This is a genomic window from Streptomyces asoensis (assembly GCF_013085465.1).
Lineage (GTDB): Bacteria > Actinomycetota > Actinomycetes > Streptomycetales > Streptomycetaceae > Streptomyces > Streptomyces cacaoi_A.
The window spans coordinates 874,380-897,385 of the sequence record NZ_CP049838.1; the positions used below are offsets into that span (position 1 = coordinate 874,380).

Annotated in this window: 20 protein-coding genes and 2 pseudogenes; 14 read left to right on the plus strand and 8 right to left on the minus strand. The window is 72.0% G+C overall.

Features of this window, described 5'->3' with window-relative positions; all coding sequences use genetic code 11:
• Nucleotides 1-57: 57 nt before the first annotated feature.
• The 5 genes and pseudogenes from G9272_RS46360 to G9272_RS04000 all read left to right on the plus strand — a co-directional run.
• Nucleotides 58-309, plus strand: a pseudogene (locus G9272_RS46360) (zinc ribbon domain-containing protein); the annotation flags it as partial.
• A 30-nt stretch (nt 310-339) separates the two neighbouring features.
• Nucleotides 340-594: pseudogene (locus tag G9272_RS03985) on the plus strand (CAP domain-containing protein); the annotation flags it as partial.
• Between the two features lie 148 nt (nt 595-742).
• Entirely contained in the window at nt 743-1,930 is a 1,188-nt protein-coding gene (locus G9272_RS03990; RefSeq protein WP_171395231.1) for a tetratricopeptide repeat protein, read from the plus strand.
• Nucleotides 1,927-2,982, plus strand: coding sequence for a polyprenyl synthetase family protein (locus tag G9272_RS03995; protein ID WP_171395232.1), 1,056 nt, complete (start codon nt 1,927-1,929; stop codon nt 2,980-2,982). Before G9272_RS03990 ends, G9272_RS03995 begins: the two co-directional genes overlap by 4 nt.
• Before the next feature lie 363 nt (nt 2,983-3,345).
• Complete coding sequence (locus tag G9272_RS04000; RefSeq protein ID WP_171395233.1) at nt 3,346-4,983, plus strand: serine/threonine protein kinase; 1,638 nt, start codon at nt 3,346-3,348, stop codon at nt 4,981-4,983.
• Here the strand turns inward: G9272_RS04000 and G9272_RS04005 are convergent.
• Nucleotides 4,972-6,438 carry a serine hydrolase domain-containing protein gene (locus tag G9272_RS04005; RefSeq protein ID WP_171395234.1) on the minus strand — a complete coding sequence of 489 codons (1,467 nt, stop codon included), beginning with the start codon at nt 6,436-6,438 and terminating at the stop codon, nt 4,972-4,974. The two genes, G9272_RS04000 and G9272_RS04005, sit on opposite strands and share 12 nt — an antisense overlap.
• 96 nt (nt 6,439-6,534) lie before the next feature.
• Here G9272_RS04005 and G9272_RS04010 point away from each other — a divergent pair, with 96 nt between their 5' ends.
• Nucleotides 6,535-7,506, plus strand: coding sequence for an LLM class F420-dependent oxidoreductase (locus G9272_RS04010; RefSeq protein ID WP_171395235.1), 972 nt, complete (start codon nt 6,535-6,537; stop codon nt 7,504-7,506).
• Between the two features lie 119 nt (nt 7,507-7,625).
• Entirely contained in the window at nt 7,626-8,696 is a 1,071-nt protein-coding gene (locus G9272_RS04015; RefSeq protein ID WP_171395236.1) for a hypothetical protein, read from the plus strand.
• Here the strand turns inward: G9272_RS04015 and G9272_RS04020 are convergent.
• Both G9272_RS04020 and G9272_RS04025 read right to left on the minus strand, forming a co-directional pair.
• Entirely contained in the window at nt 8,681-9,106 is a 426-nt protein-coding gene (locus G9272_RS04020; protein WP_253268163.1) for a DUF6328 family protein, read from the minus strand. The genes G9272_RS04015 and G9272_RS04020 overlap by 16 nt on opposite strands.
• 165 nt (nt 9,107-9,271) lie before the next feature.
• A complete protein-coding gene (locus G9272_RS04025) occupies nt 9,272-10,255 on the minus strand; it encodes an aldo/keto reductase (RefSeq protein WP_171395238.1) in 984 nt (327 codons plus the stop codon).
• A gap of 136 nt (nt 10,256-10,391) precedes the next feature.
• On the opposite strand from G9272_RS04025, the gene G9272_RS04030 reads away from it, so the two are divergent.
• A complete protein-coding gene (locus G9272_RS04030) occupies nt 10,392-12,116 on the plus strand; it encodes a cholesterol oxidase substrate-binding domain-containing protein (RefSeq protein ID WP_253267697.1) in 1,725 nt (574 codons plus the stop codon).
• Nucleotides 12,117-12,142: 26 nt separating this feature from the next.
• Here G9272_RS04030 and G9272_RS04035 read toward each other — a convergent pair whose 3' ends face one another.
• The 3 genes from G9272_RS04035 to G9272_RS04045 all read right to left on the minus strand — a co-directional run bounded on the left by G9272_RS04035 (nt 12,143) and on the right by G9272_RS04045 (nt 15,551).
• On the minus strand, nt 12,143-12,748 hold the full coding sequence (locus tag G9272_RS04035) for a TetR family transcriptional regulator (protein ID WP_171395239.1): 606 nt from the start codon (nt 12,746-12,748) through the stop codon (nt 12,143-12,145).
• The gene (locus G9272_RS04040; RefSeq protein WP_171395240.1) at nt 12,745-14,229 is read right to left on the minus strand and encodes an MFS transporter; all 1,485 of its coding nucleotides are present in this window, start codon (nt 14,227-14,229) and stop codon (nt 12,745-12,747) included. The genes G9272_RS04035 and G9272_RS04040 overlap by 4 nt, the downstream gene beginning before the upstream one ends.
• A gap of 110 nt (nt 14,230-14,339) precedes the next feature.
• On the minus strand, nt 14,340-15,551 hold the full coding sequence (locus tag G9272_RS04045) for an FAD-dependent monooxygenase (RefSeq protein WP_253267698.1): 1,212 nt from the start codon (nt 15,549-15,551) through the stop codon (nt 14,340-14,342).
• 356 nt (nt 15,552-15,907) lie between these two features.
• Between G9272_RS04045 and melC1 the strand changes: the two genes are divergently transcribed.
• The 3 genes from melC1 to G9272_RS04060 all read left to right on the plus strand — a co-directional run bounded on the left by melC1 (nt 15,908) and on the right by G9272_RS04060 (nt 17,689).
• The gene (gene melC1 / locus G9272_RS04050; protein WP_171395242.1) at nt 15,908-16,276 is read left to right on the plus strand and encodes an apotyrosinase chaperone MelC1; all 369 of its coding nucleotides are present in this window, start codon (nt 15,908-15,910) and stop codon (nt 16,274-16,276) included.
• 43 nt (nt 16,277-16,319) lie between these two features.
• Complete coding sequence (gene melC2, locus G9272_RS04055) at nt 16,320-17,144, plus strand: tyrosinase MelC2 (RefSeq protein ID WP_171395243.1); 825 nt, start codon at nt 16,320-16,322, stop codon at nt 17,142-17,144.
• A 92-nt stretch (nt 17,145-17,236) separates the two neighbouring features.
• Entirely contained in the window at nt 17,237-17,689 is a 453-nt protein-coding gene (locus tag G9272_RS04060) for an SRPBCC family protein (protein WP_171395244.1), read from the plus strand.
• A gap of 12 nt (nt 17,690-17,701) precedes the next feature.
• Here the strand turns inward: G9272_RS04060 and G9272_RS04065 are convergent, their stop codons facing one another.
• Both G9272_RS04065 and G9272_RS04070 read right to left on the minus strand, forming a co-directional pair.
• A complete protein-coding gene (locus G9272_RS04065) occupies nt 17,702-18,418 on the minus strand; it encodes a ribonuclease H family protein (RefSeq protein ID WP_171395245.1) in 717 nt (238 codons plus the stop codon).
• 30 nt (nt 18,419-18,448) lie between these two features.
• Nucleotides 18,449-19,249, minus strand: coding sequence for a VOC family protein (locus tag G9272_RS04070; RefSeq protein ID WP_171395246.1), 801 nt, complete (start codon nt 19,247-19,249; stop codon nt 18,449-18,451).
• A 311-nt stretch (nt 19,250-19,560) separates the two neighbouring features.
• Here G9272_RS04070 and G9272_RS04075 point away from each other — a divergent pair, with 311 nt between their 5' ends.
• The 3 genes from G9272_RS04075 to G9272_RS04085 are packed head-to-tail and all read left to right on the plus strand — an operon-like array spanning nt 19,561 to nt 23,001.
• Complete coding sequence (locus G9272_RS04075) at nt 19,561-21,003, plus strand: family 2B encapsulin nanocompartment shell protein (protein WP_171395247.1); 1,443 nt, start codon at nt 19,561-19,563, stop codon at nt 21,001-21,003.
• Between the two features lie 16 nt (nt 21,004-21,019).
• Nucleotides 21,020-22,072, plus strand: a complete 1,053-nt coding sequence (locus G9272_RS04080) for a family 2 encapsulin nanocompartment cargo protein terpene cyclase (protein WP_171395248.1) — start codon at nt 21,020-21,022, stop codon at nt 22,070-22,072.
• Nucleotides 22,073-22,122: 50 nt separating this feature from the next.
• On the plus strand, nt 22,123-23,001 hold the full coding sequence (locus G9272_RS04085) for a geranyl diphosphate 2-C-methyltransferase (protein WP_171395249.1): 879 nt from the start codon (nt 22,123-22,125) through the stop codon (nt 22,999-23,001).
• The last annotated feature ends 5 nt before the right edge of the window (nt 23,002-23,006 follow it).

Consider the following 23,006-nt stretch of genomic DNA (forward strand, 5'->3'; position numbering starts at 1 on the left):
AAGCGGCAGTTCGGGCATCGGGCCCGGCTCGCACTGACCCCTGCGCAGGTCCTGGTCGGCACCCTCCACAGGGTCCCCGCTCCCGGCACCTCCCTGCGCTGCTCGGGCTGCGGCTCCACGACGCCCGGCAGTCGGGAGAACCAGGCCACGTTCGTGTGCAAGAGCTCGGGCTGCGGCTTTGAGGCGAACGCCGACCGGAGTGCGGCCCGGAACGTCTTGCACCTGTACCGGATCGGCCACGTGGCGTTCCCGGCTGCCGGAAGGTGCGGTCGTCAGGCGCGCAACCGCGTCAAGCCCACCACCGCAAGGCAGAGGGGAATCTCCCGGCTTCAACCCGGGAGAGCACTTCAGTCCCACGCCTCGCCCGTGGGGAGCCAACCCTGGGACCGGGCCGCCGCCGCGGGCTCGACCCGGCGGACCATCGGCGAGAACATCGCCTGCGGCCAGCGCTCCCCCGCCGAGGTGATGGACGGCTGGATGAACAGCCCTGGTCATCGGGCCAACATCCTCAAGCCCGCCTTCACCCACATCGGCGTCGGCTTCGCGGGCGGCGGCCCCTCGGGCACGTACCGGACCCAGCTCTTCGGCGCCTGACAGCCCACCAGCCCCCAGGGGTGATCTACGCCTCACAGGCAACCCCCCTCGCCGTGCCCGCGTCTTGACCGGCAGCACACCGCACTATACCCACCGTGTATACACAGAGTGCATACGTGAACACCCGGTGGTCTGCCGAAGGGAACCGATGTACGGCAAGGCATTCGCCCCGGAGTACCAGGGCGCTCTCACCACCCTGTCCGTGAACTCCTCGCTGGACGACGTACTGGCCGCCGGCACCGAGCGGTTGCGGGCGGCGGAGCAGGCCGGGGAACACGTCGAGGCGGCCCGCTCGGGGCTCGCGGTCGCCGAGGCACACCGCCGCCTGGGGCAGGTGCGGGAGGCCGACCGGGCCTGGAAGGCGAGTTACCGGGCGGCCCGGGACGCCGGGGACGTCGCCGCGATGGCATGGGCCCTGTGGAGCGGCGGCACCCTGGCCCGGCAGCGGGGCGCGTTCCGGCTGGCCCGACGGCTGCTGGGGCTCGCGGCCGACCTCGGCGAGCAGGGCGGCGACATCGTGGTCCGCGGCTACTCGCTGGCCGGGCTGGCGGAGACCGGGCGCATCCAGGGCGACTACGAGGCCGTGGGCAGGCTGCACGAGCAGTTGCTGGCGGAGGCGCGCAGGCGCGGCGAGGCGCGGCACACGGTGTGGGCTCTGGAGGGCATCGCGCAGATGCACCGCAACTCCGGCGCCCACGACACGGCATACGCCCTCTTCGAGGAGGCGGCCCGGATCGCCGAGGGCGCCGAGGACCGCCGCGGTCACGCCTGGGCGCTGCGCGGGCTGGCCGACATCGTCTCCGCGCGGGACGGGGACACCGAACGCGCGCTCGGCCTGCTGACGGAGGCCGAGGAGTCCTGCCGTGCGATGAACCTGTCCGGCGCGCTGGCCTACAACCACAAGATGCGCGGCAACGTGCTGTACCGGGCGGGGCGTTACCCCGAGGCCCGGCAGCTGTACACGCAGGCGCTCGGCGAGTTCCGCGCCATGGGCGAGCCGCGCGGCGAGGCGCTCTCCCGGCTCGGCCTGACGAAGTCGCTGGCCCGGCTGGGCCGCGACCGAACGGAGACGGCGGCCGAACTGGCCGAACTGGCACGGGAGCTGGAGCGCATCGGACTGCGGCACGCACGGGAGATGGTCGCCCGGGCGCAGAACGAGCTGGGCGTCGAGACGGCGGCCCCGGCAACAGCGACACAGACACCGACGTCGACACCGGCAGAAGCACAGGCACAGGCGCCGGTGTCGACACCGGCAGAAGCGCCGACGTCGACACCGGCAGAGGCACCGGCACCCACGACCAGGGTTTCCGGCGAGCGCGCGGCGGTCACCCGGTGACCGCGCTCGGCTCGACGGTGCGCGAAGCCACCGCGACCAGGTCCCGCGCGCCCCAGGTCCTCGCCCGCTGCCGGGCGTTGGTGCGCCCCGCGCTCGTGGAGGCCGTCGGGCGGTCGCACCCCTGGCTGGGCGAGATGGCCGGCTACTCCTTCGGCTGGTGCGGGGTCGGCGGGGTGCCCGCGGCCGGCTCCGGAGGCAAGGGCGTACGGCAGGCCCTCGCGGTGCTCGGCGCCGAGGCGGCCGGTGCGCCCGCGCGGGCCGGGGTGCCCGCGGCGGTGGCGGTGGAGCTGGTGCACGCCTTCTCCCTGCTCCACGACGACATCATGGACGGCGATACGGCCCGGCGTGGGCGTGCCACGGTGTGGAAGGCGTACGGCACGGGACCGGCGGTGCTGGCGGGTGACGCTCTGTTCGCCCTGGCGGTGGAGACCCTCGCGCTCCAGCCGCCCCCGGTCGGCGCCGACGCCGTACGTCTGCTGTCCGGAGCCCTCGGGGACCTCGTCCGCGGGCAGGCCGACGACCTGCTGTTCGCCGCGCGGCCCTGGTCGGGGCCGGAGCGGGTGCGGCCCGACGCCTACCGGGCGATGGCCGAGGGCAAGACCGGTGCGCTGCTCGGCTGCGCGGCCGCGCTGGGGGCCGTGCTGGGTGGCGCGTCCCCGGCGGCGGTGGCCGCGCTGGACCGGGCGGGGCGGCATCTGGGGGTCGCGTTCCAGGTGGTCGACGACGTCCTGGGCATCTGGGGCGACCCGTCGGTCACCGGCAAGCCCGTCCACGGCGATCTGCGCGAGCGGAAGAAGACGTTCCCCGTGCTGGCCGCGCTGGACTCGCCCGCTCCCGCCGCGCGTCGGCTGGCCGTGCTCCTGGAGCGGGGCGGCGACCCGGGTGAGGCGGCGGCGCTGGCCGAGGCGGCGGGTGGGCGGGCGGCGGCGCTCGCCGAGGCGGACCGGCAGGTCGCCGCCGCCGAGTCGGCACTGGCGGACGCCCCGCTGGCCGCCGGTGCCGTCCGCGACCTGCGCTCCCTGGTCGACTTCGCGGTGCGCCGGGACCTCTGACCCGGTCCGGCCGTGCTCGCGGAACGAGGTCCTGGTGGTCCCGCCCGGACCGCTACGCCAAGGCGACTCGGCCGGATTAGGGAAATCGCCGGGAGGGCCTCCGAGCAGGAATGCATCGCGGTCGAGAAGGTCGTTCCCGGGAACCTCGACGAGTCCCGCCCGGCTTGTTTACCGCTGGTTACACCGCAGGACGGACCCAGGACGACCCCCGGCAATTCCCTTTTCTCGTACATGCACTCGGGCCAAAGCGGCGCCCTTTTTGAATAAAAGACAGGAATCACCCCGGAGTTGCGGTCCAATTGAACGGACCCCCTCGCGCCGGTCGTACCACTGGGAAAGGTGAGTCCGGCGGTTCAGCGAGGGATGGCCATGGTCAAGACGCACGTCTCCACGCACGAGTTGGTCGCCGGGAGGTACCGGCTGCTCGACGTCGTCCACCGGGAGACGAACCGCGTCGGCTGGTACGGCGAGTACGTCGAGGACACCGGGGCGTCCCGGCCCTGCCTGGTCACCAGGATCGGGCTGCCGGCCGGCCAGGGCGAGGAGAAGGCCCGCCAGGCCGCCGACCGGGTCGTGCGCATGTCGGAGACGATGGCGCGGCTGTGTCCCGGGCGGATCGCCGCGGTCGTCGACGCCGTGGAGGAGGCGGGTTCCCTGTGGACCGTCACCGAGTGGATCGACGGTCTGCCCCTGAGTCAACTCCTCGAGCAGAAGGGGGCGTTCAGTCCGGCCAAGGCCGCGGCGATCGGGCTGGAGCTGCTCGACGTGCTCGAGGTCGCGCACGGTGAGGGCATCACCCACGGCGAGCTGAGCCCCGGTCAGGTCTTCGTGCGGGCCCGGGGTCCCCTCGTCCTCACCGGGTTCGGGCTGGCGGGCGCGACCCTCGCCCCGCGGGTGGCGGCCCCGGCGTACGCCTCCCCCGAGCAGGCGCGGGACGACCGGATCGGTCCCGCGGCCGACCTGTGGGCGCTGGGCGCGATCCTGTACACGATGGTCGAGGGACGGCCGCCGTACCGGGACCGGGACCGGCCCGAGAGCACGCTGAAGGGGGTGGACCGGCTGCCGCTGCGCACTCCGCTGCGGGCCGGTTCGCTCACCCAGACCGTGCAGGGGCTGCTGCGCAAGGACTCCCGGGAGCGACTGACCAGGACGGTCGTACGCCAGTCCCTCACCCGGGTGCTGGACGAGGACCCGCACGCCGTCATGCAGGCTCCCCGGCTGAAGCGGGCCTGCGTCGCCGCCCGGTACGTCGGTCCGCAGTGGAGCGGCCGGGCCATGGCGGCCGGGACGGCGCTGGCCGTCGTCACCGTGGCGGTCGCCGCCCTCGCCGTGACCCACCAACTGCCCGACACCGACGACACCGCGGGGGGCGGCGCGCAGGCCCGGCCGTCCGCGTCCGCCGCGGCACCCGGCGAGGACGCCGGCGAGAGAGACCCCGCGACGCCGACGCCGACCCCGACCGCGCCGGGCAGCCCGTCGCCGAGCACCTCCCCGGAGTCCTCGCCCTCGGCGCCCGCCACCGCCGACGCCCTCCCCGAGGGCTACCGCGTGTACCGCGCGCCCGAGGGTTTCTCGGTCGCGCTCCCCAAGGGCTGGAAGCCGCTGGAGACCACGCGCGGCGCCGACCGGGCGTACCGCGTCACCTTCGGGGCGACCGGCGATCCGCGCACCCTCGCGGTGACCTACAGCGAGAGCGCGGGACCGGACCCGGTGGCCGTCTGGCGCGAGGACGTCGAGCCCAATCTCAAGAAGGACGACGGTTTCCGTCGGCTCGGCGACATCGAGGCGACGACGTACCAGGGGTACAAGGCCGCCGACATGGAGTGGCTCGTGGACGTCGACGGCGCACAGGTGCGCACGTTCGGCCGCGGTTTCCTCCTCGGCGGGCAACGCAGTTTCTCGCTGCGCTGGACGACGCCGGCCGCGGACTGGGACAAGAGCGCCAGCCGCGAGGCCCTGGACACGTTCCTGCGGACCTTCCGGCCGGGTTCAGCCGCCTGACCGGGGCGGCCGGCGCGGTGCGCGCAGCGAACGCAGCGGGCCGCCGTGCAGCGGCTTCGTGTCCCAACGGGCGGTGAACGTCCGGTCGGTGAGAGAGCAGGTCACCCGCAGGCGGTGCGGGGTCTCGAGGAACACGATGTGCACCGCGAGGGTGTCGCCGTCGGTCCAGCCGCCGCTCACCGCGGTGGGCGGAGGACCCTCGCCCACCTGCTGGCCGCCGGCCCCCAGGGGCAGCTCCAGCCGCCGGCCACCCGGCTCCTCGACGAGACTCAGCGTCCAGCCGCCGGTGTCCCCGGTGACGACGGCTGCGGTCAGTTGCGGCTGGTCGGCGCAGACACCGCCGCAGGGGGTGAACTCGGCGCCCGACCACTCCCCGCCCCGCCCAGGTGGCGCGGGCGCGCCGGGGGCCGGGGGCAGGGCGAGGTGCGCCAGGCGCCGCGCGAGGGCGGCATCGGCGTCCTCCTGGCCCGTCAGCGGTTCCGGCCGGAACGCGGGCAGCAGATGCTCCCAGACGAGGGTGAGCACGGCCTGCATGTCGCCGGTCGCCGCCGTCGTGGCGATCACGGCGTCGTACTCGGGCAGGACCACGCAGAACTGTCCGTAGGCCCCGTCGCCGCGGTAGCCGTGCCGGGAGCGCCAGAACTGGAAGCCGTAGCCGCGCTCCCAGTCCATGCGGTCCGCGTCGGCCGTCGCACCGGGCGCCGTCGCCGTGTGCTCGCGGGTCGCCTCGGCCACCCACTCCTCGGACAGCAGCCGCTCGCCCTCCCACACGCCCCCGTCCAGATACAGCTGCCCGAGCCGGGCGATCGCGTCCGTGGTGCCGTGCAGCCCGCTGAAGCCGAGTTCACGGCCGGACCGGCCGGTCAGCCAGGCGACCTCGCCGATACCGAGCGGATCCAGCAGGCGCGGCCGCAGATACGCGGTGAGCGACTCTCCGGTGACGCGCTGCACGATCGCGGCGAGCGCGTAGGTGGCGGGCTGGTTGTACGCGAACACGGTTCCCGGGTCGCGGTCCGGCGGCAGCAGCAGGAAGCCCCGGACGAGGTCGTCGGGGTCGAGCGCGTGCGCCCGTTCGTACGTCTCCTCCTCGTGCCCGCTCGCCATCGCCGCGACGTGCCGCACGAGCATCGCGCGGCTGCGCGGGTCGGTGATGTCCGCGTCGAGCTCCGGGAAGTACGAGAGCACGGGGTCGTCGAGTCCGATCAGCCCCTCGGCGACGGCGAACCCGACGGCCGTGGACGTGAAGCTCTTGCTGAGCGAGTACAGCAGATGGAGCCGGTCGGGGGTGTACGGCTCCCACCAGCCGGCGGCGACGAGGCGGCCGTGGCGCAGGATCATCAGGCTGTGCGGCTCGATGACCTCGCTCGCCTCGACGGCGTCGAGGAAGGCGAGGACGCCGGTGGCGTCGACGCCCTGGGCGGACGGGGGGCTCGAAGGCAGCGGGCGGGCGCTCATACCCGCATCCTCTCCCGGACGTCGGACGATGATCGACGGTTTGTCTCCCGTCCCGGACGCCTGTTTCCTCCCCCGGCAGCCGGGGACTCGGGCCCCATGGTGCAAATCGGATACACGATGATGACCGAACAGGCCGGCCCTCGTGACCTGGTCGACCACGTGGTACGTGCCGAGGAGGTGGGATTCGACTTCTCGGTGACCTCGGACCACTACTTTCCGTGGCTGCGCTCGCAGGGCCACTCGCCGTACGCGTGGAGCGTGCTCGGCGCCGCCGCCCAGGCGACGTCACGCATTCCGCTGATGACGTACGTGACGTGTCCGACCTTCCGCTATCACCCGGCGGTGGTGGCGCAGAAGGCCGCGACGATGCAACTGCTGTCCGAGGGGCGCTTCCGGCTGGGCCTGGGCTCCGGGGAGAACCTCAACGAACATGTGGTGGGCGGCGGCTGGCCGTCCGTGGACGTGCGGCACGAGATGTTCGAAGAGGCCGTGGAGATCATCCGCGCGCTGTTCGAGGGTGGGCATGTGACCCGGCACGGCACCCACTACGACGTGGACTCGGCCCGGCTGTGGGACCTGCCCGACGAGCCGCCGCCGATCGGCATCGCCGTCTCCGGCGAGCGGTCGTGCGCACTCGCGGGCCGGCTGGCCGACCTCGTGATCGCCACCGAGCCGAAGGCGGATCTGCTGGCGGCGTTCGACCGCCACGGCGGCGCGGGCAAGCCGCGGGTGGGCCAGCTTCCGGTCTGCCACGACCCCGACCGGGACGCGGCCGTGCAGCGGGCGCACGACCAGTTCCGCTGGTTCGGCAGCGGCTGGAAGGTGAACTCCGAACTGCCCCACCCGGACTCCTTCGACGCGGCGACCCAGTTCGTGACGCCCGACGACGTCGCCGCCTCGATCCCCTGCGGCGACGACCCGGACGACTTCGTCGAGGCCGTACGTCCGTACGCCGAGGCCGGGTTCACCGAGATCGCCCTGGTGCAGATCGGCGGGGACAGCCAGCCCGCGTACCTGGACTGGTCGGAGAAGACCCTGCTGCCCGCGCTGCGGAACGCCTTCGGCTGACGGGCCGCCCGGCCCGCGCGCGGGTCCGGCAATGCATCGCCAAGAGGTGCAATAGGCTGCCGGTCTGCACTTTCGCAGTGCCGATCCTACGTCCAGCAGCCCGCAGAGGAGAGTCATCCGTGACCCTGGCGATCGACCTGCCCGAGACGTCCGCCCAGACGTCCCCCGCGCCCCTGTCCGACCTCGTGGCGCGGGACGCCCGTGAGTTCGGCGTCTACGCGCGGACCGGCGGGTGGGCCTTCGGCCTGATGGTGGCGCGCAGCGTCCGGCCGGGCGGGCAGAGCGCGGACGAGACGCCGAAGGTGTCGGCGAAGGAGTTCGCCGAACTGGCCGGCTGCTCGCCCGAGCGTGTCATGCGGTACTACAAGGCCTGGGACCGGGCGGCGGACGACGGTCTCGTCCCGCACTTCGAGGAGCTCGCGCCGGGCCAGGAGGTCGAGCTGCCGGACGCGGAGGTGTGGCTGACCTACTACGTCTCCCGGTCCAGCGCCACCTCCGAGCGCGGTACCGCCATCGCGGAGGCCGCCGAGGCCGAGGGCATCCGGCCGACGAAGGCGCTGGAGGTCGCGGAGAACCCCACCGCCCTGCGCGCCGCGATCCTCGCCGACCCCTCGACGGCCCGCGCGGCCCGCGCCGCCCTCCTGGACCGCATCAAGGAGGACCCCGATCTCCAGATCGAGCTGGCCCGGGACGTCGTGCGCACCGACGACCTGAAGAAGGCCGTGGCCACCGAGAGCCGCTCGGCCGACCGCATCGGGTACGTGCGTCAGATCGCCGAGTCCGGCCAGATCAAGACGCCCGCCGGGCAGACCCTCGACGCGCCCGTCGAGCTGCGTCAGGAGGCCGAGCGGCACCTCTCGCTGCTCGACGAGCTGAACGACGACGAGGACGCCGGCGAGTGGGCGAGCGATGCCTACGACACGATGAAGAGCCTGGTCGTGGAGACCGTCGAGGCCGACCCCGAGCTGCGCGTCCAGGAGCGGCGCACGAAGTTCTACAGCAGCCTCCAGCGGGCGACGAAGGTGTTCGAGGAGCTGACCTTCGACGACGTCGACACGCAGGAGTTCTACGAGGACGACATGGTCCAGCGGCTGGAGGAGCTCCAGCAGGCGATCGGCAGCTGTATCACCGCGCTGCGCGGTGCCCGCACCGTGCCCGAAGCCGGTGGTGCGGCTCAGTCCGTCGTGTAGCGGCGGCGGGTCCACAGCGGCAACACGAACCAGCACAGCGCGTACCACGTGAACACACCCGCGACGAGATAGGGCACGAACTCGTCGTGGGTGGCCACGCGCAGGATCAGCAGCAGCGAGGCGGTCATGGTGGCGAGCAGCAGGAGCAGGCCGACGAAGGTCAGCCGGGACGCCCACCGCACCGCCTGCGGTTTCACCCGCCGCCCGGAGACCAGGCGGTGCAGGGAGACGGGACCTATGAGGGCGCCCGTCGCGCAGGCGCCCAGGACCACGGTCACGATGTAGATGACCTGGTCGACGTGCTGGAGGTCCGCGTAGCGCGGCGTGAACACGACGGTCAGCAGGAAGCCGAAGAGGATCTGCACGCCCGTCTGGGCGACCCTGATCTCCTGGATCAGCTCCCCCCACATACGGTCGGCTCTCTCCTCCTCGGTCTCGTCCCGCCCCGTGCGCTGCTCGGCCTTCGCCGCCGTGTCCGTCACCTGTGCAGTCCTCCCGTTCGAGTGGTCGGTCCCCTCTCTCCCGGCGAGTACCCCGTGAACGGCGGTTCTCTCGGTCCGCCGCCCGGCTTCCGGCTACCAGCGTCCCTCGACCTGCTCCTTGACGCGCCGGTCGTAGAGGTCGCGGACCGCCGCGAGGGTCTCCTCGGTCAGCTCCGGGAGCTTGGCGGCGGCGGCGTTGGCGCGGGCCTGCTCGGGCGAGCGCGCGCCCGGGATGACGGTGGTCACGCCGGGCTGCTGGATGATCCAGCGCAGCGCCAGCTGGGCCGGCGTGTACCCCTCGGGCGCGAGGGCCGCGAACTCGACGGCGGCCTCGACGCCGGTGGCGTAGTCGACACCGGAGAACGTCTCGCCCTGGTCGAAGGACTCGCCGTGCCGGTTGTAGGCGCGGTGGTCGTTCTCCGGGAAGACGGTGTCCTTGGTGTACTTGCCGGAGAGCAGGCCGGAGGCGAGCGGGACGCGGGCGATGATGCCGACGCCGGCCGCACGGGCCGCCGGGAGCACCTCGTACAGGGGCTTCAACCGGAACGGGTTGAGGATGATCTGCACGCTCGCCACCCCCGGCCGGGCGATCGCGGTGAGGGCCTCGGCGCAGGTCTCCACGCTGACGCCGTAGTGCGCGATGCGCTCCTCCTCGACGAGGGTGTCGAGCGCGTCGAAGACCTCGTCGCTGGAGTAGACGGGGGTGGGCGGGCAGTGCAGCTGCACCAGGTCGATGCGGTCGACGCCGAGGTTGCGGCGGGAGCGGTCGTTCCAGGCGCGGAAGTTGGCCAGGACGTAGTTCTCGGGGATCTGGTCGACGCGGCGGCCCATCTTGGTGGCGACCAGCACGTGCAGGTCGGGCCGGCCGCTCAGGAACGTGGCGATGGTCTGCTCGCTGCGTCCGTCGCCGTATACGTCGGCGGTGTCGAAGAAGGTCACCCCGGACTCGGCCGCCGCCTCCAGAACGGTGAGGGCCTCCTTGTCGTCGACGTCTCCCCAGTCGGCGCCCAGTTGCCAGGTGCCGAGACCGACGACGGATGCGTGCTGACCAGACCTACCGAATTCGCGCTCGTCCATGGCGTCAGTCTGTCATCCGGCGTGACCTGGTGCGGAACGGGCCGCTCCGGGCCGCCACCTGTGAATCTTTCACCCTCACGAGTGACACTGTTCGATACGGCGGCCGTATGTGCCGACCGGCCCCTACCGTGAGCGCGTGACCGATCGTTCAGTGAGCAACCATCAGCCGGGGGACCCCTCCTGGACCCGCCGTGGCTTCCTGGGCACCGCGGCCGCCGCCCTGCTCGGCGCGCCCGTCCTGGTGGCCGCCGATCCGGCCGTCGCGGCGCAGCAGCTACCGGACTTTCCCCCGGACGTGCCCCTCTCCCGCACGGCGTACCGCAACTGGGACGGCGAGATCACCGTGACCGGCCTGTGGGCCTGCGCGCCCGAGGACCCAGCCCAGGCGGTGGACGTCGTCAACTGGGCCTATCGGCACGGCTGGACGGTCCGGCCCCGGGGCGCCTCGCACGGCTGGTCGCCCCTGACCGTCCCGGAGGGGCTGCCCGCGGACGCGCCGGTCCTGCTCGTCGACACCGCCGCGCATCTGACCGGCCTGGCCCTGGCGGCGGCCGACGAGGTGCGGGCCGGGGCGGGGGTCACGCTGGAGGTTCTGCTCACCTACCTCGAAGGGCACGGCCTCGGCGTCACCGCCGCACCGGCCCCCGGGGACCTCACGCTGGGCGGCGCCCTCGCCGTCGACGCGCACGGCACCGCCGTACCGGCACGGGGCGAGCAGCGGCTGCCCGGACAGACGTACGGCTCGCTCAGCAACCGCGTGCTCTCCCTGACGGCCGTGGTGTGGGACGCGGACAGCGGGGCCTACGCCCTGCGGACGTACCGCCGCGACGAGGCGGACTGCGCGGCGCTGCTCACGCATCTCGGGCGGTCGCTGGTCACCGAGGTGGTGCTGCGGGTGGGGGCGAACAGCAACCTGCGGTGCGTGAGCCGTACGGACATTCCGGCGAAGGAGCTGTTCGCGGCGCCCGGCACGGACGGACGGAGCCTGGCCGGCTTCCTGGAGGCCGAGGGGCGGGTCGAGGCCATCTGGTTCGCGTTCACCGAGTTCCCCTGGTTCAAGGTGTGGTCCGTCGAACCGGCCAAGCCGCTCACCTCGCGGCGCGTGACGTCGCCGTACCCCTACCCCTTCTCCGACAACGTGCCGACGCCGGTGGCGGACCTGGCCGGGCGGATGGTTTCGGACGCGGCCTGGTATCTCGCGCCGGTGCTCGGCAACGCCCAGCTCGACGTGGCCGCGCTCGGGCTCGTGGCGACCCTGTCGGCGGACATCTGGGGGCCGTCGAAGAACACGCTGCTGTACATCAGGCCGACCACCCTGCGGGTGCACGCCAACGGGTACGCGGTCCTGACCGGCCGGGACCAGGTCCAGCGTGTCGTCTCCGAGTTCACCTCCTTCTACCGGGAGCGGCTGACCGCGTACGCCGCCCTGGGCCGCTTCCCGGTCAACGGGTCGGTGGAGATCCGGGTGACCGGTCTCGACGATCCGGCGGAGGCCGGACTCACCGGTGCCCGGGCGCCGTCGCTCTCCGCGCTGCGGCCCGACCCGGACCACCCGGAGTGGGACACGGCCGTGTGGCTGGACGTGCTGACGCTGCCGGGGACGCCGTACGCCGACGCGTTCTACCGCGAGCTGGAGCACTTCCTGCTGTCGGCGTACGACGGCACGCACGCCCGCACCCGGGTGGAGTGGTCGAAGGGCTGGGGGTACACGGACGAGGCCGCGTGGAGCGACGGGGAGGTGCTCGGGACGGCGGTGCCGGAGTCCTTCGGCGGCGCGTGGGACGAGGCGGCGGCCGTGCTGGAACGACTGGACCCGCACCGGGTGTTCCGCGCGCCCCTGCACGGGCGGCTGTTCCCCTAGCAACGGTCGGGGACGTCCGGGGACGGTCAGGGACTGTCCAGGTGGGCCTGGACAGTCGGCCCGTACCGGTCGACGATCTGCTCGATCGGTGCCGCCCTGAGCTCGCTCCCGCGGGCGATGCCGAACATCACGCCCAGGCCGAGCACGGTGGCGACGGCGAGTTCGGCGCGGATCCCCGGGTCGGGGCCGATGAGGCGGGCGGCCAGACGTTCGGTGACCTGGGTGCGGAAGTTGGCGCGCAGGATGTCGCCGTGGTCGCCGTGCAGGGGCGCGAACGCGATGCGCAGCACGGGGTCGGCGCCGCGCTCGCGCTGGCTCGCCACCACGTGCCGGACCATGTGCGAACCCAACTCGGCCAGCGGGGCGTCGAGCAGGGCGTCGGCGTCCTCCTCGAAGGACATCACCCGGGCGAACAGCGCGTCCTTGTTGCCGAAGTACTTCAGGACCAGCGGCGCGCTCACCCCGGCGCGCTCCGCGACGGCCTTGAGGGTGATGTCGGCGTGTGCCTGGCGGGCGAGGAAGTACCGGGCGGCGCGCAGGATCGCCGCCTTGGTCGCCTCGGCGTCGCGCCGGGCGGGGGCCGGCGGGTCGGTCGCGGCCGAGGCGTCGGATGGAGTGCTCACGGCACTCATGCTCCCTCCAACGCCCCGTCGCTGACGGGGCGGGTACGGCCGCGGACACGCCGTGTGTCGTCCGGTCCGGCGTCGCCGGGGATGGTGAGCGCCACCGCGCCCGCGGCCAGGGCCACCGCGCCCGCGACGCCGAACGCCAGCAGATAGCCGTGCAGGGTCGGCACCGGTACTCCGCCGACGAGGCCGGTGTGGTGCACGAGGACGGCGGCGACGGCGGCGCTCGAGGTGGCCTGGCCGATCGTCCGCATCAGCACGTTGAAGCCGTTCGCCGAGGCGGTCTGTCCGGGCGGGACGGCGCGCAGGATCAGCGAGGGCAGCGCCGAATAGGCGAGGGTGGTGCCGGTCGCCACGACCGTCGCCCCCACCATGATCATCCACAGGTCACGGCTGTCGACGATGCGCAGGGCGTACCCGGAGGCGATGACGGCGGCGCCGAGGGCGAGGGTGATCCGCGGCCCGCGTGTCTCGGAGATGCGGGCGGAGAGCGGCGAGAACAGCAGCATGGTGATGCCGCCGGGCAGCAGGCACAGGCCCGTCTGGACGATGGACAGCCCGAGTCCGTACCCGCTCGCCTCGGGCGCCTGCACCAACTGGGCGGTCACCAGGGAGTTCGCGTAGAAGGCGAAGCCGGTCAGGAGCGCCGCCACATGGGACAGGCCCACCCTCGGCCGGGACACCAACCGCAGGTCCACCAAGGGCTGTTCGGCGCGCAGCTGGTGCCACCACCACAGGCCGAGGACGATCACGGCGAAGAGGAACAGACCCACGATCCGGGCGCTCCCCCAGCCCCACTGGCCGCCCTGGGACACGGCGAGGAGCAGGCTGATCAGCCCGGCGGCCAGCCCGAGCGCCCCCGTCACGTCGAACCGGCCGGGCTCGCGCACGGGCGACTCCGGCACCGCCCACCGGATCAGCGCGACACCGGTGGCGCCCAGCGCGGCGGTCACCCAGAACATCACGTGCCAGTTGGCGTACTGCACGACGACGGCCGCCGCCGGCAGCCCGAGCGCGGCGCCGATCCCCACGGTGGAGCTCATCAGCGCCACGGCGGATCCCCGGCGTTCCGGCGGCAGTTCGTCGCGCAGGATGCTGATGGACAGCGGGACGACGGAGGACGCGGCGCCCTGGAGCGTCCGGGCCGCGATGAGCACGCCGATGTCGGAGGTCAGGGCGCAGATCACCGAGCCGGCGGCCATCAGGCCGAACGAGGCGACCAGCACCCGCCGCTTGCCGTACATGTCCCCGGCGCGGCCGAGGACGGGGGTGAGGACCGCGCCGGACAGCAGCGAGGCGGTCACCATCCAGGAGACCGCGCCCGCCGAGGCGCCGGTCAGCCGGGGCAGGTCGGGCAGCAGCGGGACGACGACGGTCTGCATGACCGCCATGAGGATGCCGCAGTACGCCAGGACCGGGATGGTGAGCCGGGTCCGCAGGCCGGCGGCTCCCCCGGCCGGGGCGGGTATCGGAGCGGGCGACGCCATGGACACTCCAGCGGCCTGAAGGAAATGAAAAAAGGGTGAATGGCAATTCACCCTAGCAGTGAATTGCCATTCACCCCATGCGCGCCTGTGCAGCCGAGACCGCCTCCCGGCTACTTTCGCGAGGTCAGCGCCCTGGCGTGGGCGCCGCGCGCCAGCTTCGGCCCCAGCCAGCGCTTCAACCGGCGCAGGGCCCCCAGCTGCCCGGCGGCCCTGTCGAGCCGGTAGTACAGCTGGGGCGGGACGTAGGGCAGCAGTGGTGAGTGACGCTGGCCGAGCAGGGCGAACATCTGCTCCGGGGGGAGGTGGATGTAGCGGGTGAGGTTCTCGTACCACTGGGCGCTGTAGCGGGCGGCGCTCTGTAGCGACAGCAGGGCGGACTTGCGTTCCTGTTCGTAGCGGGCGAGGGCCCCCGGCAGGTCGGCGCTCTCGCGCAGGGCGTCGGCGAGGGCGATGGCGTCCTCCAGGGCGAGGGTGGTGCCGGCGCCGATCGAGTAGTGGGTGGTGTGGGCGGCGTCGCCGAGGAGGACGAGGTTGCCGCGGTACCAGCTGCGGTTGGTGAGGGTGCGGAAGGTCAGCCACTGGGTGCTGCCGTCGGCGGCGGCGCGGCCGATCAGGGGCCGGCCGTCGAGGATGTGCGCGAAGAGCTTCTCGAGCCGGGCCAGTCCGTCGCCCTCGCTCGCCCGGTCGAGGCCGAGGCCGGCCAGGGTCTCGGGGGCGCACTCGATGACGCAGGTGCTCTGCTCGGAGCTGAAGGGGTAGCCGTAGCACCAGATCCAGCCGTGCTCGGTCTCCACGAACGCGAAGGTGAAGGAGTCGAACACCTTGGTGGTGCCGAGCCAGATGTAGGAGTTGCGCCCCGGGGTGAGCTCGGCGCCGAAGTCGTCGGCGTGGTGCGTGCGCAGGGCACTGTGGACACCGTCGCCGGCCACGACGAGATCGGCGTCCGGCAGGTTCTCGCCGGTGATCCCGCTCTCGTACTCCAGCCGCACGCCGAGTGCGCGGGCCCGGGCGGCGAGGATCTCCAGCAGCTTGTGCCGGCCGATGCCGTGCCCCTCGTCGCCCGGCTGACGGGTCGCCAGGTCCCGTACGTGGGCGACGCCCTCGTTCCAGCGGACGGACTCCGCCTCGATCGCGCGCGCCGACTCGGGGTCGCAGACGCGGAGTCGGTCGAGGAGTCCCTGCCAGTACGTGACACCCCAGCCGTAGGTGGAGCCCTCCGGGTTGCGCTCGTGGACGGTGACGTCGTGGGACGGATCCTGTCGCTTGAGCAGGATCGAGAGATACAGGCCGGCGGGCCCGCCGCCGACACAGGCGACCTTCACGCACACTCCCAGGAGTTACCAGACGTGGTCGATTGACGACGCAGGGTAGCAGGACGCGGCACCCGCCCACGGACGCCCCACCTGCCCGATCACGCCACTTTCCCCACGTGGGCCACACCACTGCGGACAGGCCGGCAGGCGAAAGATCACCGGAAGCGGTGCGTTCACGGAAAGGAATTGCCCCTTCCGCCCGGCCTGACCCCCCGCTCGCAACAAGATCATCTTCGTTAAAGATTGCACGACATGTAATTGATTGTCCGGATCGCAGCCAACCCCTCTCGGGTGATTTCTCCCTTTCTCCCCCAGGTCGATAGGCATACGGGGTCGTCAACCGAACGCACCCCAGGAGGTCCCGCATGCCGGAACTCAGCCGTCGTCGCGCACTCACCGCGGCGGCCGCCGTCACCGGTGCCGCGCTGGTCGCCGTCCCCGCCGCCCGGGCGGACGACCATCACCACGACTCACACGGCTCCCCCGAGTCATTCGACGAGGTCTACAAGGGCCGCCGAATACAGGGCCGGCCCACCGGCGGCGGCGGCCATCACCACGGCGGCGGCTACGGCGTGTACGTCGACGGGGCCGAGCTGCACGTGATGCGCAACGCCGACGGGACCTGGATCAGCGTGGTCAGCCACTACGACCCGGTGCCCACCCCGCGGGCCGCCGCCCGTGCCGCGGTCGACGAGCTCCAGGGCGCGCGACTCGTACCGTTCCCCGCCGGCTGACCGGCCGACCGCCCCACTTCCGCGCACACTTGGAGCACCGCACATGACCGTCCGCAAGAACCAGGCGTCCCTGTCCTCCGACGAGAAGCGGCGGTTCGTCGCCGCCGTCCTCGAACTCAAGCGCAGCGGCCGCTACGACGCCTTCGTCACCACGCACAACGGGTTCATCCTGGGTGACACCGACAACGGCGAGCGCACCGGCCACCGTTCGCCCTCCTTCCTGCCGTGGCACCGCAGATTCCTGCTGGAGTTCGAGCGGGCGCTCCAGTCGGTGGACGCCTCGGTGGCGCTGCCGTACTGGGACTGGTCCACCGACCGTTCACCGCGTTCCTCGCTGTGGGCGCCGGACTTCCTCGGCGGCAGCGGGCGCAGCCGGGACGGCCAGGTGATGGACGGGCCGTTCGCCGCCTCGGCGGGCAACTGGGCCGTCAACGTCCGTGTGGACGGCCGCACCTACCTCCGGCGCGCGTTGGGCACGGGCGTCCGTGAGCTGCCGACCCGGGCCGAGGTCGAGTCGGTGCTGTCGATGGCGACGTACGACATGGCCCCCTGGAACAGCGGCTCCGAAGGCTTTCGCAATCATCTGGAGGGCTGGCGCGGGGTCAATCTGCACAACCGGGTCCATGTGTGGGTCGGCGGGCAGATGGCGACCGGGGTCTCCCCCAACGACCCGGTGTTCTGGCTGCACCACGCCTACATCGACAAGCTGTGGGCCCAGTGGCAGCGCCGGCATCCCGGGTCCGCGTACCTCCCGGGCGGCGGGACGCCGGACGTCGTCGACCTCCACGAGACGATGAAGCCCTGGAACGACACCACCCCGGCGGACCTTCTCGATCACACCGCCCACTACACCTTCGACACCGACTGATCGTCGCCCACCGGTTTGCCCCGCGGGCCACGGGTACCCGCGTCGGACACTCAGCGACGAGACGAACCACCAGGACGAAGGAGGAGACGATCGTGTCGCAGGTCGAGGAATCCATCGAGGTCGGCGTGCCCGTGCACACGGCCTACGACCAGTGGACGCAGTTCGAGACGTTCCCCGCGTTCATGAGCGGGGTGGACCGCATCGAGCAGCGAACGGACACGCTCACGCACTGGGTGACCAGTGTGAACGGCGTGCGCCGGGAGTTCGACGCGGAGATCACCGAGCAGATCCCGGACGAACGGGTCGCCTGGACCACGGTCTCCGGCGAGGCCCGGCAGGCCGGCGTGGTGACCTTCCACCGGCTCGACGACAGCCACACCAAGGTGATGCTCCAGATGGAGTTCCAGCCGGAGGGCGTCACCGAGACCGTCGGCGACAAGCTGGGCTTCGTGAAGCGGCAGACCAAGGGTGACCTGGAGCGCTTCAAGGAGTTCATCGAGGAGCGCGGCGTGGAGACCGGAGGCTGGCGCGGCGTGGTGCTGTGAGCCACGCGCCGCTCAGCCCGCGTCGGCGTCCGCCGTACGGCACTCCGGGTGCCCCCAGCCCTGCGCGTTCTTGGCGATCTGCTCGCCGGCCGCGTACGGGCGGCCGCACACACAGCGGCCGGGGAACTTGGCCTTGAGCGTGCGGGACGCCGAACCACCGCCCCGCCGGGGGGACTTGCCCCCGGCGGGGCGGCCGCTTTTCGCGGACTTCGCCTTCGGGGTGTCCGGGGAGGCCGGCGGCTCCGGGGAGCCCTGCTCGCTGCCGGCCGGCTGCTGGACGATGGCCGCCTGGCTGGCGGCGCGGTCGGCGAAGTCGTTGAGCGGGTCGCCGTCGACCTGGTGGGCGGGTACATAGCGGAAGTCGACCGAGCGGCCGTCGAGCAGTTCGTCGATACGGACGACCAGCTCCTGGTTGGCCACCGGCTTCCCCGCGGACGTCTTCCAGCCGTTGCGCTTCCAGCCCGGCAGCCAGGTGGTGACGGCCTTCATGGCGTACTGCGAGTCCATCCGGACCTCGAGCGGCACCGCCGGGTCGGTCGAGGCCAACAGGCGTTCCAGCGCGGTGAGTTCGGCGATGTTGTTGGTCGCCTTGCCGAGCGGTCCCGCCTCCCAGCGGGCCGGTGTCTCCGTGTCGTCCGCGACCACCCATGCCCAGCCGGCCGGTCCCGGATTTCCCTTCGAAGCCCCGTCGCACGCGGCCACCACTCGTTCACGCATGCGCCCGATCATGCCACGGCCGCGCCGGCGCTCCGCCGGTGGCTAGGACACGTCCGTGGTCTGCGGCATGTCGCCCGCGGTGGTGGTGACGTCGATCACGGAGAAACTCGCGCCCTGCGGGTCGCTGATCGCCGCGAACCGTCCGAACGGGGTGTCCATCGGGCCGAATCGCAGAACGCCGCCGAGCTTGGTGGCCCTGGCCACGGCGTCGTCGCAGTTGTCGACCGTGAAGTACACGTTGACGTACGACGGCATCTCGGGCGGGAACTCCTCCGTCATCTTCATACGGCCGAGGACCATGTCGCCGTCGATCTCGAACAGCCGGAAGTCGACCGCGTCGTCCTGGAGCTGCTTCGCCGTGTACGGGAACACGGCCGGGAGGAACGCGTCCGTCTTCTCCGGTTCGCGGGTGAAGAATTCGGCCCAGCAGTACGCGCCGGGCTGCTCGGGCGGCGCCTCGAAGCCCTCGTGGACGCCCGCCTGCCAGACGCCGAACACGGCGCCGCCGGGCTCGCGGCCCAGGCACATCGTGCCGAAGTCACCGACCCGCATCGGCTCCATCAGCACCTCACCGCCGTTCTCACGGATCTTGCCGGCGGTCACCGCGGCGTCCGGGGAAGCGAAGTACAGGCACCACTGCGACTGGCCTTCCTGGCCGGGCATCGGCGGGACGACGGCGGCGACCGCCTTGCCGTTCGCGTAGGCCTGTGTGTAGTTGCCGTACTCCGACGACGCGTCGCCGAAGGTCCAGCCGAGGACCTCGCCGTAGAAGGTCTTGGCGCCCTCCACGTCGCTGAACATCGCGTCGGCCCAACAAGGGGTTCCCTCAGGTCGTACGACCATGACCGCAGCCTTCCGGTGAGACGGGTTGTCCGGTTCCTCACGCTAGCCACCCGGCCGTCCGCTCGCGCGCCGAACACACGGGTAACCCTGAGTGACCCATGAGCGCTCCGGCGCGTGGGAGCACGCGGGGGAAGCGGTTGCACACGCGGGGCGCCTTCCGCCTCATCAGGCAGGTTTGCACCCTCCGGGCCATGAAACCGCCCCCTTCACGCCGTACCCGCCCGTCACTCAGGGTGTTTGGCTGGTGCACGCGGATCACCGAAGCGAACTCCGGACGGTCCGCCCGTCTCCGTGCACCTCCTGGAGGGAATGTGTCCACACCGGACAGCGCCACCGGTCCCGCCCCAGACGAACCCGCCCCCGAACCCACTGCCGACGCGCAGCTCACCAGTCTCAGCACCCGGGCGGCCCGCCAGCTCGCCACGACCCACAAGTCCGAACCGCAGATGCAGGCCATCAGCTCGCGCTGGCTGCTGCGGATGCTGCCCTGGGTGGACGTGAAGGGCGGCGCCTACCGTGTCAACCGGCGCCTCCAGCTGCGCGTCGGCCGGGGCCGGGTGCAGTTCGAGCAGAACGGCGGCAACGACGTACGGGTCATCCCGGAGACCCTCACCGAGCTGCCCGTGCTGCGCGGCTACTCCGACAACGGAACCCTCGCGGAGCTCTCCTCCCTGTTCCAGGCGCGTGAGGTCCGGGCCGGGCAGGTCGTCTTCGAGGCCGGGCAGCCGGTCACCGAGGCCTATCTCGTGGTGCACGGCCGGTTCACCCGCTTCACCGCCGGCAAGTACGGGGGTGAGGAGATCGTCGGGGTGGTCTCCGGCGGCGACCAGCTCGGCGACGAGGCCGTCGGGCAGGACGACCCGCTGTGGCTGACCTCGGTGCGTGCCGAGACCTCGGGCGTGCTGCTGGCGCTGCCCTGGGACACACTGCGGGAGTTCGTCGGGCGCGTGCCGTCCCTCGCCGCCCATCTGGAGAGCTACGCCGCCCGGCAGAGGCTGCCGATGAACCGCAGGGGCGAGGCCGACCTGCCGGTACAGGCCGGGCACAGCGGGGAACCGACGCTGTCGGCGGGCTTCGTCGACTACGAACTCTCGCCCCGCGAGTACGAGTTGTCACTGACCCAGACCGTGCTCAAGGTCCACACCCGGGTCGCCGACCTCTACAACGACCCGATGAACCAGACCGAGCAGCAACTGCGCCTGACCGTCGAGGAGATCCGCGAACGCCAGGAGTGGGAGCTGGTCAACAACCGGGAGTTCGGGCTGCTGCACAACGCCGACTACTCCCAGCGCGTCAGTACGTTCACCGGACCGCCGACCCCGGACGACATGGACGAGCTGCTGTCGATGCGGCGCAAGACCAAGCTGTTCCTCGCCCATCCCAAGGCGATCGCGGCCTTCTTCCGGCAGTGCAACCGGCGCGGTCTGATGCCCGGGACGGCCACCGTCGAGGGGCACGAGATCCCGGCCTGGCGCGGGGTGCCGATCTTCCCCTGCAACAAGATCCCCATCAGCCCCCAGCACACCAGCAGCATCATCGCGCTGCGCACCGGCGAGGCCGACCAGGGGGTCGTCGGCCTGTACCGGACGGGCATCCCGGAGGAGTTCCAACCCGGCCTGAACGTACGGTTCATGGGGATCGACGCCAACTCGATCATCCGCTACCTCGTGACCGCCTACTACTCGATGGCCGTCCTCGTGCCGGACGCCGCCGGGGTCCTGGAGAACGTCCAGGTCGGCCGGACGGCCGAGTGACGGCGGGGAGTCGGCGATGAGCACACCCACGAGCACCGGGAGTGCGCTGCCCGGACCGCCGAACCTCGCCCGCAGTATGCGGGCCCGGCGCGGCGGGGCGATCCCGGGACTGCGGTACCGGCAGGTCGCGCCCGCCGACCCGGAGAGGGCCGCGGAGATCGACCGCAGGCTGGAGGAGTGGGCCCGCGGCCTGGACCTGTTCCCGGCCGCCTGGAACGGGGACTTCGCAGGCTTCCAGTTCGGCCGCGCCGTGGTGCTCCAGCATCCGCGCGCACTCGACCTGGAGCGCCTCACGGTGGCCGGCAAGCTGCTGCTGGCCGAGAACATCGTCGACAACTGCTACTGCGAGGAGGACGAGGACAAGGGCGGCTCGCGCAGCGGACTGGGCGGCCGGCTGATCATCGCCCAGTCGGCGCTCGACCCCTACCACGGCCCGCCCGACCTCCAGCAGGAGTGGGAGCGCGGGGTACAGGCCGACGGCCCGTTGCGCTCGTACCACTGGGCGCTGAAGGACTACGCGGCCCTCGCCACACCCAGCCAGACCGACCGGTTCGTGCACGACATCGCGCGATTGCACCTGGGCTACCTCGGCGAGGCGGCCTGGGGGGAGACGCGGTACGTGCCGCGCGTCTGGGAGTACCTGGCGATGCGGCAGTTCAACAACTTCCGGCCGTGTCTGTCGATCGTCGACGCGGTGGACGGCTACGAACTGCCCGAGCAGCTCTACGCCCGCCCGGAGATCCAGCGGGTCACCGCGCTGGCCTGCAACGCCACCACGATCGTCAACGACCTGTACTCCTTCACCAAGGAGCTGGCAGCCGACCCCACCCATCTCAATCTGCCGCAGGTCGTGGCCGCCAACGACCGGCGCGGGCTGAAGGCCGCCTATCTGCGGTCGGTCGAGATCCACAACCAGCTCATGGAGGCGTTCGAGGAGGAGTCGGCCGTGCTCGCCGCCACCTCACCGCTTCTCGAGCGCTATCTCCAGGGGCTGTCGGACTGGGTGGCCGGCAACCACGAGTGGCACGCGACCAACACCCACCGCTACCACCTGCCCGACTACTGGTGACCGCCGCCTTTCCTACCCACCGTCACGCACAGCACCATGAGGAGCCACCGTTGACCACAGCCCACGACGCCGGCACCAAGACCGTCCCGGTGCCCACCCAGTCCACGTACCAGAACCGCGTCGCGGACTACTGGAACGCCGAGGAGAACCCGGTCAACCTCGAACTCGGCAGAATCGACGACCTCTACCACCATCACTACGGCGTCGGCGCGGCGGACTGGGCCGTGCTCGACGAACCCGACGCGGAACTTCGCCGGGAGCGGGTCACCGCCGAGCTGCACCGGCTGGAGCACGCCCAGGCCGAGCTGCTGGCCGCACGCCTGGGCCGGCTCACTCCCGCCGACCGCGTCTTCGACGCCGGCTGCGGACGCGGCGGCGGCAGCGTCGTGGCGAACCTGCGGTACGGCTGCCACGCGGACGGCGTCACCATCTCCGCCAAGCAGGCCGAGTTCGCGAACGAGCAGGCCCGCAAGCGGGGCATCGACGACAAGGTGCGGTACCACCATCGCAACATGCTCGACACCCGTCTGGAGACCGGCGCCTACGCGGCGTCGTGGAACAACGAGTCGACGATGTACGTCGAGTTGGACCTGCTGTTCGCCGAGCACGCCCGGCTGCTGCGCCGCGGCGGACGCTATGTCGTCATCACGGGCTGCTACAACGACGCCTACGGCCAGGCCTCGCGCGAGGTGTCGCTCATCAACGCCCACTACATCTGCGACATCCACCCGCGCTCGGCGTACTTCCGGGCGCTGGCCCGCAACCGGCTGGTGCCGGTCCATGTCGAGGACCTCACCGAGGCGGCCATCCCCTACTGGGAGCTGCGCAGCCAGGCCGACCACCTGGTGACCGGCATCGAGGAGACGTTCCTGAACGCCTACCGCAACGGCAGCTTCCAGTACCTGCTGATCGCGGCCGACCGGGTCTGAAATCG

Bases quoted from the DNA above. Each gene is read 5' to 3' on its own strand.
- G9272_RS04025 (WP_171395238.1), bottom strand. From the start codon at position 10,255: ATGGACGAGCGCGAATTCGGTAGGTCTGGTCAGCACGCATCCGTCGTC.
- G9272_RS04020 (WP_253268163.1), bottom strand. From the start codon at position 9,106: ATGTGGGGGGAGCTGATCCAGGAGATCAGGGTCGCCCAGACGGGCGTG.
- G9272_RS03990 (WP_171395231.1), top strand. From the start codon at position 743: ATGTACGGCAAGGCATTCGCCCCGGAGTACCAGGGCGCTCTCACCACC.
- G9272_RS04035 (WP_171395239.1), bottom strand. From the start codon at position 12,748: ATGAGTGCCGTGAGCACTCCATCCGACGCCTCGGCCGCGACCGACCCG.
- G9272_RS04040 (WP_171395240.1), bottom strand. From the start codon at position 14,229: ATGGCGTCGCCCGCTCCGATACCCGCCCCGGCCGGGGGAGCCGCCGGC.
- melC2 (WP_171395243.1), top strand. From the start codon at position 16,320: ATGACCGTCCGCAAGAACCAGGCGTCCCTGTCCTCCGACGAGAAGCGG.
- G9272_RS04010 (WP_171395235.1), top strand. From the start codon at position 6,535: ATGGTGCAAATCGGATACACGATGATGACCGAACAGGCCGGCCCTCGT.
- G9272_RS04080 (WP_171395248.1), top strand. From the start codon at position 21,020: ATGAGCACACCCACGAGCACCGGGAGTGCGCTGCCCGGACCGCCGAAC.
- G9272_RS04070 (WP_171395246.1), bottom strand. From the start codon at position 19,249: ATGGTCGTACGACCTGAGGGAACCCCTTGTTGGGCCGACGCGATGTTC.
- melC1 (WP_171395242.1), top strand. From the start codon at position 15,908: ATGCCGGAACTCAGCCGTCGTCGCGCACTCACCGCGGCGGCCGCCGTC.
- G9272_RS04065 (WP_171395245.1), bottom strand. From the start codon at position 18,418: ATGATCGGGCGCATGCGTGAACGAGTGGTGGCCGCGTGCGACGGGGCT.
- G9272_RS04005 (WP_171395234.1), bottom strand. From the start codon at position 6,438: ATGAGCGCCCGCCCGCTGCCTTCGAGCCCCCCGTCCGCCCAGGGCGTC.
- G9272_RS04000 (WP_171395233.1), top strand. From the start codon at position 3,346: ATGGCCATGGTCAAGACGCACGTCTCCACGCACGAGTTGGTCGCCGGG.